The 16888-nt window shown below is 32.8% G+C and carries 13 protein-coding genes; 5 read left to right on the top strand and 8 right to left on the bottom strand.

Annotation, left to right across the window (positions count from 1 at the left end; all coding sequences use genetic code 11):
* Window positions 1-47 precede the first annotated feature (47 nt).
* Entirely contained in the window at window positions 48-2735 is a 2688-nt protein-coding gene (locus WN975_RS22030) for a carboxypeptidase-like regulatory domain-containing protein (protein ID WP_337968361.1), read from the bottom strand.
* Window positions 2736-2769: 34 nt separating this feature from the next.
* Window positions 2770-3672, bottom strand: a complete 903-nt coding sequence (locus WN975_RS22025; RefSeq protein WP_337968360.1) for a GLPGLI family protein — start codon at window positions 3670-3672, stop codon at window positions 2770-2772.
* A gap of 205 nt (window positions 3673-3877) precedes the next feature.
* Between WN975_RS22025 and WN975_RS22020 the strand changes: the two genes are divergently transcribed.
* The 3 genes from WN975_RS22020 to WN975_RS22010 all read left to right on the top strand — a co-directional run bounded on the left by WN975_RS22020 (window position 3878) and on the right by WN975_RS22010 (window position 5649).
* Window positions 3878-4693, top strand: a complete 816-nt coding sequence (locus tag WN975_RS22020) for a hypothetical protein (RefSeq protein ID WP_337968359.1) — start codon at window positions 3878-3880, stop codon at window positions 4691-4693.
* The gene (locus WN975_RS22015; RefSeq protein WP_041516522.1) at window positions 4693-5307 is read left to right on the top strand and encodes a deoxynucleoside kinase; all 615 of its coding nucleotides are present in this window, start codon (window positions 4693-4695) and stop codon (window positions 5305-5307) included. Before WN975_RS22020 ends, WN975_RS22015 begins: the two co-directional genes overlap by 1 nt.
* A 156-nt stretch (window positions 5308-5463) precedes the next feature.
* Window positions 5464-5649 (top strand): hypothetical protein, encoded by a 186-nt coding sequence (locus tag WN975_RS22010; RefSeq protein WP_337968358.1) that lies wholly within the window; start codon window positions 5464-5466, stop codon window positions 5647-5649.
* Between the two features lie 91 nt (window positions 5650-5740).
* On the opposite strand, the gene WN975_RS22005 is transcribed toward WN975_RS22010, so the two are convergent.
* From WN975_RS22005 to WN975_RS21980, 6 genes are all read right to left on the bottom strand, one after another.
* On the bottom strand, window positions 5741-8296 hold the full coding sequence (locus WN975_RS22005) for a sodium-translocating pyrophosphatase (protein ID WP_337968357.1): 2556 nt from the start codon (window positions 8294-8296) through the stop codon (window positions 5741-5743).
* A gap of 114 nt (window positions 8297-8410) precedes the next feature.
* Window positions 8411-8941, bottom strand: a complete 531-nt coding sequence (locus WN975_RS22000) for an inorganic diphosphatase (RefSeq protein WP_121327173.1) — start codon at window positions 8939-8941, stop codon at window positions 8411-8413.
* Between the two features lie 132 nt (window positions 8942-9073).
* Window positions 9074-9673, bottom strand: a complete 600-nt coding sequence (locus tag WN975_RS21995) for a DNA-3-methyladenine glycosylase 2 family protein (RefSeq protein ID WP_337968356.1) — start codon at window positions 9671-9673, stop codon at window positions 9074-9076.
* 214 nt (window positions 9674-9887) lie between these two features.
* Complete coding sequence (locus tag WN975_RS21990; RefSeq protein WP_337968355.1) at window positions 9888-10940, bottom strand: acyltransferase family protein; 1053 nt, start codon at window positions 10938-10940, stop codon at window positions 9888-9890.
* 51 nt (window positions 10941-10991) lie between these two features.
* Entirely contained in the window at window positions 10992-13493 is a 2502-nt protein-coding gene (locus tag WN975_RS21985; protein ID WP_337969013.1) for a DUF5686 family protein, read from the bottom strand.
* 67 nt (window positions 13494-13560) lie between these two features.
* Complete coding sequence (locus WN975_RS21980) at window positions 13561-14538, bottom strand: pyruvate dehydrogenase complex E1 component subunit beta (RefSeq protein ID WP_099710581.1); 978 nt, start codon at window positions 14536-14538, stop codon at window positions 13561-13563.
* A gap of 492 nt (window positions 14539-15030) precedes the next feature.
* On the opposite strand from WN975_RS21980, the gene WN975_RS21975 reads away from it, so the two are divergent.
* Both WN975_RS21975 and WN975_RS21970 read left to right on the top strand, forming a co-directional pair.
* Window positions 15031-15777 (top strand): electron transfer flavoprotein subunit beta/FixA family protein, encoded by a 747-nt coding sequence (locus WN975_RS21975; RefSeq protein WP_041516527.1) that lies wholly within the window; start codon window positions 15031-15033, stop codon window positions 15775-15777.
* A 71-nt stretch (window positions 15778-15848) separates the two neighbouring features.
* On the top strand, window positions 15849-16817 hold the full coding sequence (locus WN975_RS21970) for an electron transfer flavoprotein subunit alpha/FixB family protein (RefSeq protein WP_337968354.1): 969 nt from the start codon (window positions 15849-15851) through the stop codon (window positions 16815-16817).
* The last annotated feature ends 71 nt before the right edge of the window (window positions 16818-16888 follow it).

The raw sequence follows: 16888 nt of genomic DNA, 5'->3' as shown, positions 1-16888 counted from the left end.
TTTCTTTACTAAAACAACCATTAAAACGTAAAGTTTGTACGAAAATACTATAAATTATATTTCATCGAAAAGATGATATAACGAGGCTGAACTGTATATTGTGAAACTCTTGTAGAAAACTGCGAGAAGCTGTCATCATTGAGATATTTTGTATTTAGCAAATTGGTTGCTGCAACTTTATACTCCCATTTACTGTCCTTTTTTTGGTATACCAAACTTGTATTTAAGAAGTCATATTCATTATCAACTGTTTTATTTCCGTTGTAATAATGGTAAAACTCATATTCAGAAACAAACGAAAAACTATCCAGAAAATAATAATCTAATCTCGCAAAAGGTTTGTCTGTATAATACGTCGAACCGCTGTATTTGTTGATCAAAGCGTTGTATCCAAACTCAATATTAGGAAGGTTTTTATAGTTTGTTGAAGCTTTTACGGTATAACTTTGACTAAAACTCTCTGTAGTTGCCAAAACATTATTCTGAATATTATTAAATTTCGACCAGTTAAGAGTTGCATTAACAGAAGCTTTGTAATTCTTAAGGAAAGAACGCCCATAATTTCCCATTCCTGAAAAGGTTTCATCAGCCAAATTAGAATTATAAGGTACTGATGATTGGTTTATTCCCGTAAAATCTGCTGCAGTTTTTATAGCATCTACTTTCTTAGTATAAGTTGCGTTCGCAAAAATGTTCTCAAAATTGAACATATTATATTTAAAATAACGCAGGGAATGTACTTGTGACGTTGCATTTTCTAAAGTACGATTTCCACGAAATAAACTACTGTAATCAGACAAAACATAACCGGAAGCCAATTGATTAATATCTGTAAAATCATTCGTTAAGGAGAAATTATACGTCAAAGTTTCTGCTTTTTTAATTTGATATAAAGCGAAGAAATCAGGCAGAACTTTCACAAAATTCTGAGAATAATCAGTTCCTAATTGTGTGTTTTTCATTCCGTATGAATGTACACTTACTCCTGGCGTCAATGTAAATTTTCCGGTTAATATCTTATAATGAAATCCAAGAAAAACATCATCAAAATTATACTTAACCTGATTGTTATTTTGTGGATCATTCAGATCATTTTTATCTCCGTTATCCAACATTTGGAAAATATGAGAATTAAAATCCTGATATGAATACGTATTTCCTAAAGTGATATTGATGTTACTTTTTGGCGTTACCATATAATAGTAATCCAGTTTAGTATCTAATTTATTGGTTTTGACAAATCGATCCTGATTCAAATCATTTCTGTTTTGTCCTGGCACATATCCGGATAAATTAAATGGCTGAGTTCTTAAATTGGCATTATAAAACGGATTTTCGTCCTGATATAAATGCTGCATTTCAAAAGCAAAAATATTCTTGTCACTTTGTGTATAATACAAACTCAGATTTTGATTTATAGAAGTTGGATCCTGTTTTTTACTCGTCAAAATAGTTTCCAAAGTCGAAGCGCTATTCACAATAGATTCACGCAACAAATCTGTGTCTTCATCTTGTTTCGATAATTTGGTTAAGATGTCATAATCAAACTGAAATTTATCGTTGGGTTTATAAGTCGAACTTAATTTAAAAAGTCCCAAATTATTTTTTTGATGCGTTAATTCATCACGTTTTTGTTGATCTCCAGAATCTAAAATTGTTGTTTGCGATTTGGTTTCAAGATCTGTTTTTGAAGTAGACAGAATTCCAAAACCACTAATATTCCAAGTTTTTGTTGGCGAATAGGAGAAGTTTGTTGCTCCAAATTTAGTCTCGATTTCTTTTGCACGATTATTTCTCAACACCGAAATTCCTAAATCATTAGAAGAAACATTAAAATTGCTTCCGCCCTTTTTCATCATATTTTTAAATCCGCCTGTAAACTTAAAATAATCCTGCGCCGTCAAAGGCAATTCACCAATATTATTAAAATTAGTAATTAAATTAATGCTGTATTTTGGACTGTAATAAAACAACTTCGGATTAATAATATAACGACTATCCAATTCTGCAACGCCAATTCCAGCGGTTACATCTCCAAACCAAAAATTCTTTTTCCCTTCTTTCAGTTTAATATTCATTGCAACATTATCCTGATCATTTTCCAAACCTTTTAGAGCGCCAACTTCGTTATAATTTCTTAAAACCTGAATTTTATCAATCGCATCTGCCGGAATATTTTTAACGCCCAACTTGGTATCTCCATCAAAAAAATCTTTGCCTTCAACCATTAATTTGCTGACTTTTTTTCCTTCGACTTCAATTTCTCCGTCAGCATTTACTTCAACACCAGGAAGCTTTTTTAAGACGTCTTCCAGTTTTTTCTCCGTTCCGGATTTAAAGGAATCTGCGTTGTAAACAATTGTATCACCGCTTATCGAAACAGGCATTTCGCGAACAATTTCAACGCCTTCAAGCTCAATTCCGGTATCATCCATAACAATGTTTTGAATGATATTTTCGGTCTTGGTCGAAATAGCAATTTCTTTTGATTTCATTCCAAGGTAACTCACCTTAACCGTATAAGAAGTATTTGGTTTCAAAGTCAATTGAAACCTTCCTTTATCATTTGTAATTCCATAAGAATCCATTGCTTTTGTAGCAACATTTATAGCCATGATGTTGGCCATTTCTAACGGATTCTTTTGTTCATCCTGAATAAAACCATCAAAACGAACACTTTGAGAAAAGGAGATAGAAGTAATTAAAAAGGCGATGAAAAGATATATTTTGTTCATTAAATGGAGGCTTAGAATAAATTAAACAGACGTTTTATCTTCCCATTGGCGGCGGACCACCAACACGTCCACGGTTCATTTCTCTAAATTCCTGCATTTTTTTAATTACGGTTTCATCGTAATCTTTTTGCGAAATCACTTTACCTTTATTAGAAGGTTTTATTGCGACTTTATCTTTTGCATTCAAAACAATTTTTGAACACAAAATAGTTGTTTTTCCGTCATTGACTTCTAAAATCAAACCTGGCAAACCCCAATAGTTTTCAGGACCTTGATTTATCGGAATTTCTGGCGAATACCAAGCTGTTACAGTAATTTCTTTTGGCATTTCAAAATTATCTTCGAAATTGGTTTTAGTTTCACCAGACGTTTTCTTGTCTACGTCTTTCTTTTCTTCGGGTTTTTTATCGTCGTTATTCTTTGGTCTAAAATTTCTAAAATCAGTTTTGCTAGCCTCTTTTACCGCCGTCGCTTTATAACAAGTATATCCTCCAATTTGTTTGGTTTCCTGCTCTAGTTTCCAGTTTAGCTTAGGCAAAGAATCTACGACCAAAAACTCTTTTCCCATAAATTCTTTATCGACCGTATATGATTTGCTTTTTACATCTTTATAAAAAGTTCCGCCACCGCCCATAAACGAATTCATCATGATACGCATTCCGCCACCTTGTTGTCCGGGAGCTTCCAGTTTTTCTTCTTCTTTATAAATGGAAGCTGTTTTATTGAAATTCAAAATAAAAGTCTTTTCTAGCATTTTTTTCATTCGTTCCTCCATATTCTTTTGCATTTCGGGTGTAATATCACGATTTCCGCGCATGCCTTCGAACTTAGGCGCTTGTGTTTTTGATTCGTAAACAGCCATTCCCTGAAAATCTTTCTGCGCCTGAACTTGTGTAAAAACAAGCATCAAAGACATATATAAAATTATATTTTTCATTGTATTTGATTTTAAATTTTGCAAACCAGATAAAGCTTACATTTCAAATGTATTATTAATTTTAAAATACTGAAAGTTAAATATATCAATCCTCTCAGAAGATAGACAAAACTGCTTATTCTTTAGACCATTACAATTAAAAAAGGTTTCATATAGAAATCTACTTTAGTTTTTTGTAATTTGGCTTTTCATAAATCAAATTCTCATGAATAAAACGGCACTTAATTTTTTATTTCTCCTTTTTACTGCCTGTTTTTATTCTGCTGTTTCTGCACAAAATCAAACTATAAAAGCTACATTAATCTCAAATTTTACCAATGATTCTGATGCTTTTTTAGGTTATGATTCTTTTGGATATTATTATCAGATAAAAAATAATGTATTCAGTAAAATCAAAGGAAAAGAGATTTTTGAATACAAGAATGTTTCCTTGGGAGAAATTACAAAAGTCGATTTACAAAATCCTCTAAAAATAGTGCTGTTTTACGAAGATTTCAATACTGTTGTTTTATTAGACAATCAACTGAATAAAATGACTGAAATTAACTTCACATTAAACAATACTCCAATTGTTGTTAATGCGATTGGAATGTCGACACAAAATCAGTTATGGATTTACAATGTCTTAAATCAACAGATTGGACTTTTTGATTATCTAAATAATGATTACAAAACAGTTTCTACTCCATTTACCGAAACTATAAAATATTACCAAACCGATTTTAATACTTTCTACTGGATTGATAAAAAAAACAACTTTTTTTCCTGCGATATTTTCGGGAAAGTTAGTGCATTAGGAAAAGTCCCTGATTTTGATAAACTTGAAGTTATTTCTTCTAAACAATATGTTTTCAGCAAAGCTAATTTGTTGTATTTTAAAGATATTAGCAAGTCAAATTCGAATGCCGTTTACCAAATTGAAATTTTAGAAAAATCGTTTGATAAATTCTGTTACAAAGACCAAATTTTATCTATTTTTACATCTAAAGAAATCACAAATTATAAAATCGTAACACCGTAATGCACATAGCAATAGCAGGAAATATAGGCGCAGGAAAAACAACTTTAACCAAATTATTGGCGAAACACTTTAAATGGGAACCTCATTATGAAGATGTAGTTGATAATCCTTACTTAGACGATTTCTACCACCAAATGGAGCGTTGGTCGTTTAATTTGCAGATTTACTTCTTGAATAGTAGATTCCGTCAGGTGTTGCAAATTCGCGAAAGCGGAAAGAAAATCATTCAGGACAGAACGATTTATGAGGATGCTTATATTTTTGCTCCCAACTTATATTCGATGGGTTTAATGACAAGTCGTGATTTTGAAAATTACACTTCGTTGTTTGAATTAATGGAATCGTTGGTTAAAGCACCTGATTTATTAATTTACTTAAGAAGCTCTATTCCTAATTTAGTGGGTCAAATTCACAAACGCGGACGTGATTACGAAAACTCTATTTCGATCGATTATTTAAGCCGTTTGAACGAAAGATACGAAGCTTGGGTACAAACTTATACTAAAGGAAAATTATTGATTATCGATGTTGATAATATTAATTTCGTTGATAATCCTGAAGATTTAGGAAACATCATTAATAGAATTGATGCTGAATTGAACGGATTGTTTTAAAAACACGAATTTCATTGATTTACACGAATAAAAAAATGCCTCTAAAAATTTAGAGGCATTTTTTTATTTCTAAAGCTTTGCTAAATCTTATTCTTGTAAATTATTTCCTATATTTACTAAATCTATTCATATATAGATTTAGCAAAAGGTTACAATATGGAAATAAAGCCTATAAAAACAGAAAAAGATTATGCCTTAGCTTTAGAAAGAGTAAATACTCTTTTTGACGCCAAGTCTAATACAGTTGAAGCTCACGAATTAGATATTTTAGTAACACTTATTGAAAAATATGAGCAAATACATTATCCTATTCCAGAACCTGATCCAATTGAAACTCTCTAAATAAAAAATGCCTCTAAAAATTTAGAGGCATTTTTTTATTTCTAAAGCTTTGTCAAAGTTTAAAACTTTGACAAAGTTATCAAGTTATTCTTTATTTCGCTGCTTCAATTTTTGCTTTTACTTCAGCTTCTGTACCTTCATAAACTTCAGTGGTTGTTTTACCGTTGACTGTTTTAGTAACTGTTCCAACTGTAACTCCATTAACCGTAGATAAATTAACTTCAAGTCTGTTTTTACTATATTTAGTAGTGTCGAAACAATCTGTTCTCTGGTTGTTCACATATTTTCCGTTTGCATCATAATGAGCCAAACATTTTGCTGTTTCTTCGGCAGTGCAACCTTTTTCTTTACAAGCTTTAATGCATTCTTCTTTAGTCATACCTGACAAGTCTCCGCATTTAGAAACTCCGCCTGCATGCATTTCAGTTTTTGCACAACATGAGCCTTTTTCTGCCATACCTGAAGCCGAGTGTCCATCACCTAAAATAGGCGCAACTACTAAACCAATCAAACAAGTTAATTTAATCAGGATATTCATTGATGGTCCAGATGTATCTTTAAACGGATCCCCAACTGTATCTCCAGTTACTGCAGCTTTGTGTGCATCAGAACCTTTATACGTCATTTCGCCATTGATCATAACTCCTGCTTCAAAAGATTTTTTTGCATTATCCCAAGCTCCTCCCGCATTGTTTTGGAAAACTGCCCAAAGAACTCCAGATACGGTAACTCCTGCCATATATCCACCTAACATTTCAGCAATTAACTGATTGTTATCTGCGTAAACTAATTTACCTAATAATACAATTGCAATTGGAAAACCAATAGTCAGGATTCCTGGCAACATCATTTCGCGTAAAGCAGCTTTTGTCGAAATTTCAACACATTTTCCGTATTCCGGTTTTCCGGTTCCTTCCATAATTCCCGGAATTTCCTTAAACTGACGACGTACTTCGTAAACCATATCCATCGCAGCTTTTCCAACAGAATTCATGGCTAAAGCCGAAAAAACTACCGGAATCATTCCACCCACAAATAACATGGCTAAAACTGGCGCTTTAAAAATATTGATTCCGTCAATTCCTGTAAAAGTTACATAGGCAGCAAATAATGCTAATGAAGTTAACGCTGCAGATGCAATCGCAAAACCTTTTCCTGTTGCTGCAGTTGTATTTCCAACTGAATCCAAAATATCTGTTCTTGTACGAACTTCTTTTGGCAATTCACTCATTTCGGCAATTCCTCCGGCATTGTCTGAAATTGGTCCAAAAGCATCAATTGCAAGTTGCATAGCTGTTGTTGCCATCATTGCAGATGCCGCTAAAGCTACTCCGTAAAAACCTGCTAATGCATATGAAATCCAGATTGCTGCTGCAAACAATAATACTGTTGGAAACGTAGAAATCATTCCTGTTGCCAAACCTGCAATTACGTTTGTTCCTGCTCCTGTTGATGATTTTTGTACAATTGCCATAACTGGTTTTGTACCTAATCCTGTATAATATTCTGTTACTGATGAAATAGCTCCACCAACTACTAATCCAACTAAAGTGGCATAGAAAACACGCATAGATGAAATCGCTTTTGATCCTTCACCAAAAAATGTCATTTGCATTGTTTCCGGTAACATGTGCTGTACTAAAAAGTAACAAGCAACTGCTGTTAAAGCAATTGAAACCCAGTTTCCTATATTTAATGCTTTTTGTACTTGTGCTTCTTTAGCATTATCGTCAGTAATCTTTACTAATAATGTACCGATAATAGAAAATATAATTCCGAAACCTGCAATTGACATTGGTAATAAAATTGGTCCAATTCCGCCAAAAGCATCCTGAATGCTTCCGCCCATATCTTTTATAACATAGTTCCCAAGAACCATTGCTGCTAAAACGGTTGCTACATACGACCCAAATAAATCTGCTCCCATTCCGGCAACGTCTCCAACATTATCTCCAACGTTATCTGCAATTGTAGCAGGATTACGTGGATCATCTTCCGGAATTCCGGCTTCAACTTTACCTACTAAATCTGCACCTACATCGGCAGCTTTAGTGTAGATTCCTCCACCAACTCTGGCAAACAAAGCAATTGATTCTGCACCAAGTGAAAACCCTGCTAATGTCTCCAAAACAACGGTCATTGTTTCTGTATCTTTCCAAACTCCGCCAGAAAATAAATTAAAGAAAATTATAAAGAAAGCTGTTAAACCTAAAACGGCTAAACCTGCAACGCCTAAACCCATTACGGTTCCTCCGCCAAAAGAAACTTTTAATGCTTGTGGCAAACTTGTACGTGCGGCCTGAGTTGTTCTTACGTTTGTTTTGGTTGCTATTTTCATACCTATATTACCTGCATAAGCTGAAAAAAGTGCTCCAAAGATGAATGCTACTACAATTAATAAATGCGTTTTTACACCCGGAATAAAAGTAATTCCTGCCAAGGCTATACTTGCAATAATTACAAAGATGGTTAATAGTTTATATTCTGCTTTCAGGAAGGCCAGTGCTCCTTCGTAGATGTAATCTGAAATTTCTTTCATTTTTCCATCTCCGGCATCTTGTTTTAAAACCCAAGTCCTTTTTATTCCCATGAAAAGTAATCCTAAAATTGCCATGACAATTGGCAAGTAAATCATAAATGCATTCATAATATAGTAATGGTTTTTGGTTAATAGTCAATAAACTAAGTAAAACGAATTTAAACAAAAAAGCAATACTCCTAACGGTAGTATTGCTTTTTTTATAATAGAATAAGGAAAAAATTATTTAATACTAAATAATCCCTCTGGTTTATTTTCAATGTCATCAAAACGCTTAGTACATTCAGCAATAATTGCAAATGCTTCGTTTACGTCTCCCCAGCCTTCTACATCTACTTGTTTATTTTCAAGATCTTTGTAAACCTGGAAGAAATGCTCGATTTCTTTCAATAAGTGTGCGTTAATATCTGAAAGGTCATTTAATGAATTCCAGATTGGATCTGAAACTGGTACACAAATGATTTTTTCGTCTGGTCCTTTATCATCTGCCATATGGAAAACACCAATTGGTTTTACTTCTATAACACAACCAGGAAAAGTTGGCTCGTTTATTAAAACTAATACATCAAGAGGATCTCCATCAAGTGCTAAAGTTTCTGGAATAAATCCGTAATCAGCTGGGTACATCATTGAAGAGAATAACATTCTGTCGAAACGCATTCTTTTGATTTCAAAATCGTACTCGTATTTATTTCTGCTTCCTCTTGGTATTTCGATTAATACATCGAAAGTCGTTAGTTTGTCTGCGGTCATTTTCGTTTTTTATTTTTTCTATAATTTCGATTGCAAAAGTAACTAAAGAATCCTTTTTTACAATGAAAAAAGTACATTAATCTCTGTATTTATTCATTAATTAATATACTTTTCCATTTATATAACAGACAGTTAATAGGTAATTTTCCTGTTTCGCTTATTTAAGTAATAATGCCAGAGCAAATATGTCGCATAAGAACGATACGGACTCCATTGTTTTGCATGGATTTCCATTTCTTGTTTGTCGTGAATATCAAGTAATTCTTTGATGGTATTTATGACTGCAATATCTCCCAACGGAATTAAATCAGGTTCTTGCAAACAAAACATGAGGTAGATATCAATTGTCCAATTTCCGATTCCTTTTAGTTTAATGAGTTCTTCCCGTACTTCTTGTGCAGATTTTGTGGAGAGACTTTCTATATCTAATTCTTTGTTTAAAACAGCTTCTGCTAAAATTTTGATATATTTTGTTTTTTGCCGACTTACGCCAAGGTTCCGAAATTCTTCGTCTGATAAAATAGACATCGTTTCCGGATTGCAAGTTGTATAAGCTTTGATTTTTAAAAATGTGGCTTTCGCCGAATCTACAGAAACTTGTTGTTCGAGAATTAACAAAACCAATGTTTCAAAACCTTGCGGACGTTTTGGGATTGGAGGCAATCCATATTTGTCGATAATTTCTTGAAATATTGGATTTTTAGTTGATAGAAAATCTATAGCTTCTTGCATAACTAAGAGTTTTTTAGCCCCGATTACTTCACTTAACTTTCATTTTAATCGGAGTTCAGTGAACTTCGTTTGAAGCGGTATCCTTTTTCTGGCTTCTTTAGCCAGGAAAAGATACAAGCGGATAGTGGGAATAGCTTCTAAAAATAAGTAAAAAAAATAATCTCGTAGAAACCTGAAACCGCAAAGTTTCTTTCATGCAGATTTTTTAATTATTCTATCCCGATATATATTTACCATAAGGCAATTTATTTATAGAATATATAATCAAAGTAGAAATGAAGAGACACATTAAAGTTACTAAAGGAATAGCAAATACCGGATTTATAAAATCATAATCTATTTTAATTGTCCACAAGAATCGTAAAATTAAAACGTGTATTAAGTAAATTCCGTAACTGTATTTACTGATAAAATTACTGATTTTTAATACTACAGAATTGGTAATTTCCAGATTCTTAAAAAAAAGAAAAAGACCAACTGAAACCATTAAAATATTTAGAGTATTATAATTATAAAAATACTCTTCAAAACTATTGTTATCGCGGGATAAAAAATAGGTTCCAAATATTGTAATACTCACTCCAACAAATACTAAAAATAGCGCAGCTGCATTAATTATTCTTTTGGGAAACGAAAAAGATTTGATTGACAAATAATATCCTAAAACCAAATATCCTATAAACCCTGAAAAATAAGTTAAATCAACATTAATTCGGAATCTACATAAAGCTGGCTGATTAATAAATAGGGTGAATATCCATATGAATATAAAATACAAGATCTCTTTTTCAGTAGCATTTTGAATCCATTTACTTATGATTGGCACGAATAGATATATTCCGATAATCATATAAATATACCAGAGATGATAGGAGCTGCCATTTAGTAATAGATGAATTACCCATTCGATAATTTCCGAAAAAGACATTTCATGACCTGCCGAAATATTATCATTTAGTGCAAACATTGCATAAACAAAACTCCAAAACAAGAAAGGTAAAACTATTCGGGAAAATCTTTTTTTAAGGAATTCGCCTAATTCGTATGTTCTGCTTAACATCAAAACTCCTGTTAGCATCACAAAAACAGGCACGCAAAAACGCACAAAACTATCATAAACATTTCCAGTCCACCAAACAAAATTTGAGACATAACCATATTGATATAAAATCTCTGCTGTTACATGTACAAGAATTACACTAATCGTTGCTACAACTCTTAGATTAGTTGTCCAGCTCATTTTATTACCCACTTGGTTTTCACTCATAAAATATTATTTGTTAATTATAATTATGAAAGCGAAGAATCTAAATGTTGGTTAGAAATAAAATCCAAAAGATCCTTTTACTGCAAATTTATTGGCATCTGGTGTGTTTAAATAGCTTCCTCTCCAAGAGAAATCAATTCGGAAAACTTTAAAGATATTTCCAATTCCGGCGTTATATTCCCAATACACATTTTCTGGTGCATTATAAGGTTGGTCCGAAGCATTTATTGCTCTATTGGCATTAGAAATAGTTCCGTAAACTCCTTTTACCCCAACAAATTCTCTCCAATTCAATTTTCTCATAAATGGAATTCTGGCAAATAATCTTCCACCAAAATCATGATTCCATTGTAAAGTGGTATACTGATCGGTTATGAATTCGTAGAAATTTAGGTTACTAAACGTATTTTCGATCGTAAAATAAGTCTGGTTACCCGGAATTACACTCATTAATCCTAACGGAATTGTACCAAATGTTTTTCCGGTTTCAAGGATAATATTTGATCTTCCTAATGGCCCTATAATAATAGGCTGTTTGTAATATAATTGTATTTTTTCGTAAGCGAAATCACTTTGCATCACTCCTTTTAGGCCATAACTAAAATTCACAAAGAAATGAGTAAACGGACTATCAACAAGATCACGTTCTACTCCAAAACCAATCGTTTTACGTTTTGGCATTAATTCGAACTGAACATTAGCCTCAAACTGTTTTACTGCACTTTGTATAACTCCGGCAGGATTTGCGGGCGTTGGCAAAGTGGTGTAATAATCTAAACTAAAGGTTGGTGATGCTGATTCTAATGTTCTATAAGATACACCAGCCGAAACTACAAAGTTTTTAATTGGCTCCATTTCTACAGAAACATTGCTCAAATTAATATTGGTTAATTTCCCGTTACTTCCAGTTGTAAATAATGCAGATGAAGCAAAACTTCGCCCTAAAATATCATTTGTAGTGGTTAAACTAGCTCCAATTTGCTCGATGTCTCGCCTATTTCCTCCAGAAATTATAACACGTTTTTGTTTATCAACCATCCATTTACCTGAAACTCCGTATTTGAATTTATTGTCGTCAAAACCGTAAGCGGTGTAAGCTTGTAAACGCCAAGGATCGTTTGGTCCAAAATATGTTCTTCCTCCTACTCTAACTCTTAATCCTTCGACTTCGTTGTAGCCAAATGTAGAGAAAATGGGTCCGTAATCGAAGTTTTTGAACTCGACATAACCACTTCCCAAAATAGAAACTAAACTATAAAGTTGCTTGAATCTCTTGACCGTTTGCAAAGTATCTAACATTTTGTAGATTCCTGCTTCGTCTTTATTCAATTTTTCGAAACGATTTTCATCCCAAAATTCGGGCGGTCGATCATAAACAGCATTGTCTATATAATTGACTTCTTCTTTATAAAACTTCTCTGGTTTAGGAAGATTAAATTTATGATTTCTATATAAAGTCGTTCGTTTTCCGTAAACGCCTTTTGATTTTTCTTTTTTATTCAAAGCAAAATCAGACATCATGTAATCACGCGTTAATAGAAAAACAGAATCGTTTTCTACTTCAAACTCTTGTTCGATATAAATATCTTTTACCCAGTTAATATTGGCACTTTTGGTCACGCCCATATTAATTTTCTTGATAGCAAAAGTGGTATCGTTTACCCAGAAATCTCCTTTAAAGGTCAATTCATTTTTTCGTCTTGGATAAAAAACGATATTATAACACCATTTTTTGTCAATATAAGCACTGTCTTTTAATACATAGTTATAAACGTCGATTCCGGTTCTTGAAAGCGGACTTGTAAAACTTTTATCAAAAAATTTAAGGTGATTGTCGTAAATATTATAATCTGAATAAAGGTCTTTTACAAATGCCAGAATTTGTTGATTTCCGTTAAATCCAGAGGTTTTACTTCCTGTAATATTTTCTTTTGTTTTCTTTAATTTATTATCTCCGTAAACATCATATACTGATTCGTTGATAAAAATAGGCAAGTATGTTTTTCCGGTAACATCCGAAGTATCAACGTGATTAAAGACAAACTCCATTCCTTTAAAGAGTTTATTCTTCATAAAAGCACTGTCAATTGTGTTCATATCAAACTCAACTTTCTCGTACTTTTGCATTTGATATTGATTGAATTGGTACAAACCGTTTTTACGTTTTCGTTCCCAAATTTTTCTCAAAATATCCAATGCCGGATTATTCTTTTTGGATGTTTTTCCTGTAAAAATTACAACTTCATTCAATGCTTCGGCTTCGCTTAAAACAATTTTAAAATCATAATTTACGGCTTTTTCCAAAGGAACTTCACGATCTGAAAATCCTGCTGATGTAATTAATAAAGCGGTATATGTATTTGGTGATTCCAAATAAAAACGACCATCTTCATTAGAAACTATTCCAATATTTGAACCTTTAAAAACAACGTTAGCAAATGGAACAGGCTGATTTGTTTTATCCAAAACAATTCCACTCACTTTAGTTTGTGCAGTAGCAATATTCACAAAAGCGAATACAAAAAATAGGCTGAGTAAAATTATTTTTTTTATCATCTGGCAAAAAAAAACTTCATCAATTAATATGACTGATGAAGTTTTAAGAGTATTGTTTAATTTACTATTTGTACATTACTTTCTTTACTGCTTTTACTACATCAGCTGCGTTTGGCAACCAGTCTTTTAGTAAAACAGGAGAGTAAGGTGCTGGTGTATCAGCAGTAGTAATACGTTGAATTGGTGCGTCAAGGAAATCAAAAGCTTGTTCCTGAACGATATATGTAATTTCAGATGAAACACTTGCAAATGGCCAAGCTTCTTCTAATATCACTAAACGGTTTGTCTTTTTAACAGATGTAAGAATAGTATCTTTATCCATTGGACGAACTGTTCTTAAATCGATAATTTCACATGAAATTCCTTCTTTTGCTAATTCATCAGCAGCGATAAAAGCTTCTTTAATGATTTTTCCAAAAGAAACAATTGTTACATCTTTTCCTTCACGTTTAATATCAGCAACTCCTAACGGAATTGTATATTCTCCGTCTGGCACTTCACCTTTATCACCATACATTTGCTCAGATTCCATAAAAATTACAGGATCATTATCACGAATTGCAGATTTTAAAAGTCCTTTTGCATCATAAGGAGTTGAAGGTACAACAACTTTAAGTCCAGGAGTATTAGCAAACCAGTTCTCTAAAGCTTGTGAGTGAGTAGCTCCTAATTGTCCTGCAGAAGCAGTTGGTCCACGAAAAACGATAGGCACATTAAATTGTCCTCCTGTCATTTGACGCATTTTAGCAGCGTTATTTATAATTTGATCAATACCTACTAAACAGAAGTTGAATGTCATATACTCAACAATAGGACGACAACCGTTCATAGCTGATCCTACTGCAATTCCTGTAAAACCAAGCTCAGCAATTGGAGTATCGATTACTCTTTTTTCGCCAAACTCAGCAAGCATTCCTTTTGAAGCTTTGTAAGCTCCATTATATTCTGCAACTTCTTCGCCCATTAAATATATGGATTCATCGTGACGCATTTCTTCGCTCATCGCTTCACAAATGGCCTCTCTAAATTGTATTGTTCTCATATTTATATTGTATGTTGAATTTTCTGAAGAGCAAAAATAAATATTTTAAATAACTTAAAAGCATAAATTAGATTTAAAATCACACGAACTTCCTCTCGCCTTTCGCTTTTTAACTTTTTAAAATTTATTGTGATAGTTACGAAATCGATGTAAAAGCATCTCTTTCATTCCTAAAACGGTTTTCAGACAAACTCTACTTTTTTTGTTGGATTCTATTTTTTTAGAATTCTTCCTTTAAAACGTAATAATTCAAAAGCTAGTATATTCTATCGTCAAATTTAACAGTTGTCAAAGCTTCATACATTGCAAAATTCCTAAGAATCAATAGCAATGACTGGATTATCTCTTTTCGATTGCGACCAAACTGCACTAAAATTTCATAATCTGCGAAATCGTAATAGTTTTTAAAAAATATTATGCATGCATAGTATATTATTCCGATTTTAATTTCTAAATTTGTAAAAGAATATTATAAATATAAAATATATACTTATGAAAATATTAGTTTGCATCAGCCACGTGCCTGATACTACTTCAAAAATCAACTTCTCCAATGGTGATTCAGAATTCGATACCAATGGTGTACAATATGTAATTAATCCTAATGACGAGTTTGGTCTGACACGTGCAATTTGGTTTCAAGAACAACAAGGTGCAACTGTAACTGTTGTTAATGTTGGAGGTCCTGATACTGAGCCAACTTTGCGTAAAGCATTGGCAATTGGTGCAAACGAAGCTATTCGTGTAAACGCGAATCCAACTGATGGTTTTTTTGTTGCAAAACAACTTGCCGAAGTAATTAAAAACGGAGGTTACGATCTTGTAATTGCAGGAAAAGAATCTCTTGACTATAATGGTGGAATGGTTCCTGGAATGATCGCAGGAATTTTAGGTTCTAACTTTTTAAATTCTTGTACAGCATTAACTGTTGACGGAAATAATGTAAAAGCAGTTCGTGAAATCGATGGTGGAAAAGAAACTGTAAGCACAACTTTACCATTAATTATTGGTGGACAAAAAGGTCTTGTTGAAGAAAAAGATCTTCGTATTCCAAACATGAGAGGAATTATGACTGCAAGAACAAAAGCTCTTACTATTCTTGAGCCGGTTGACGCTCCAGTAAATACAAAAGCGGTGAAATTTGAAAAACCAGCTCCAAAATCAGCAGTAAAATTAGTTTCTCCTGATAATTTAGATGAGTTAATCAATTTATTACACAACGAAGCGAAAGTAATCTAGTATTCAGTAATCAGTTTTAAGTGTTCAGTCTTAAAGAATCTGAATTCTAAAATCTAAAATCTAAAATTATTATGTCAATATTAATATATGCAGAATCTGCAGAAGGAAAATTTAAAAAAGTTGCTTTTGAATTAGCTTCTTACGCTAAAAAAGTAGCCGAAACTTTAGGAACAACTGTAACCGCTTTAACAGTTAACATTAGTGATGTAAGCGAGTTATCTAAATACGGAGTTGATAAAGTATTAAAAGTAAACAACGATAAATTAGCAGGTTTTACAGCAAAGGCTTACGCCGATGTTATCAAACAAGCTGCTGAAAAAGAAGGAACAAAAGTAGTTTTACTTTCTTCGACTACAGACAGTATTTATCTTTCATCATTAGTTGCAGTGGCTTTAAATGCTGGTTTTGCTTCTAACGTTGTTGGATTACCAATAAGCACTTCTCCTTTTCAGGTAAAAAGAAATGCTTTCTCAAACAAAGCTTTCAACATTACTGAAATCAGTACAGATGTAAAAGTTCTTGGTTTAGCTAAAAACTCTTACGGAATTTTCGAAAGTGCAGGATCTGCAACTGAAGAAGACTTTAACCCAACAATTGGAGACAATGATTTTGGAGTAAAAGTAGAATCTGTAGAAAAAGTAACAGGAAAAGTTTCTATCGCTGATGCTGATGTTGTAGTTTCTGGCGGACGTGGATTGAAAGGTCCAGAAAACTGGGGATTGGTAGAAGATTTAGCTGCTGTACTTGGTGCTGCAACTGCATGTTCTAAACCGGTTTCTGATTTAGGATGGAGACCTCACAGCGAGCACGTTGGACAAACAGGAAAACCAGTTGCAACTAACTTATATATTGCAATAGGAATCTCTGGAGCGATCCAACATATTGCTGGTATCAACTCATCAAAAGTAAAAGTGGTTATCAATAATGACCCAGAAGCTCCTTTCTTTAAAGTGGCTGATTATGGAGTTGTTGGAGATGCATTCGAAATTGTACCTAAGTTAATTGAGAAATTAAAAGCTTTTAAAGCTCAACATTCTTAATTTAAAAATCTCTATAAAAATATAGCTGCCTAAAAACAAGATAATCGTATCTTTGTTTTAGGTGGCTTTTT

The organism is uncultured Flavobacterium sp., from assembly GCF_951805225.1.
Lineage (GTDB): Bacteria > Bacteroidota > Bacteroidia > Flavobacteriales > Flavobacteriaceae > Flavobacterium.
The sequence above is the reverse complement of the archived record's forward strand: the minus strand, read 5'-3'. Positions and strand labels throughout refer to the sequence as shown.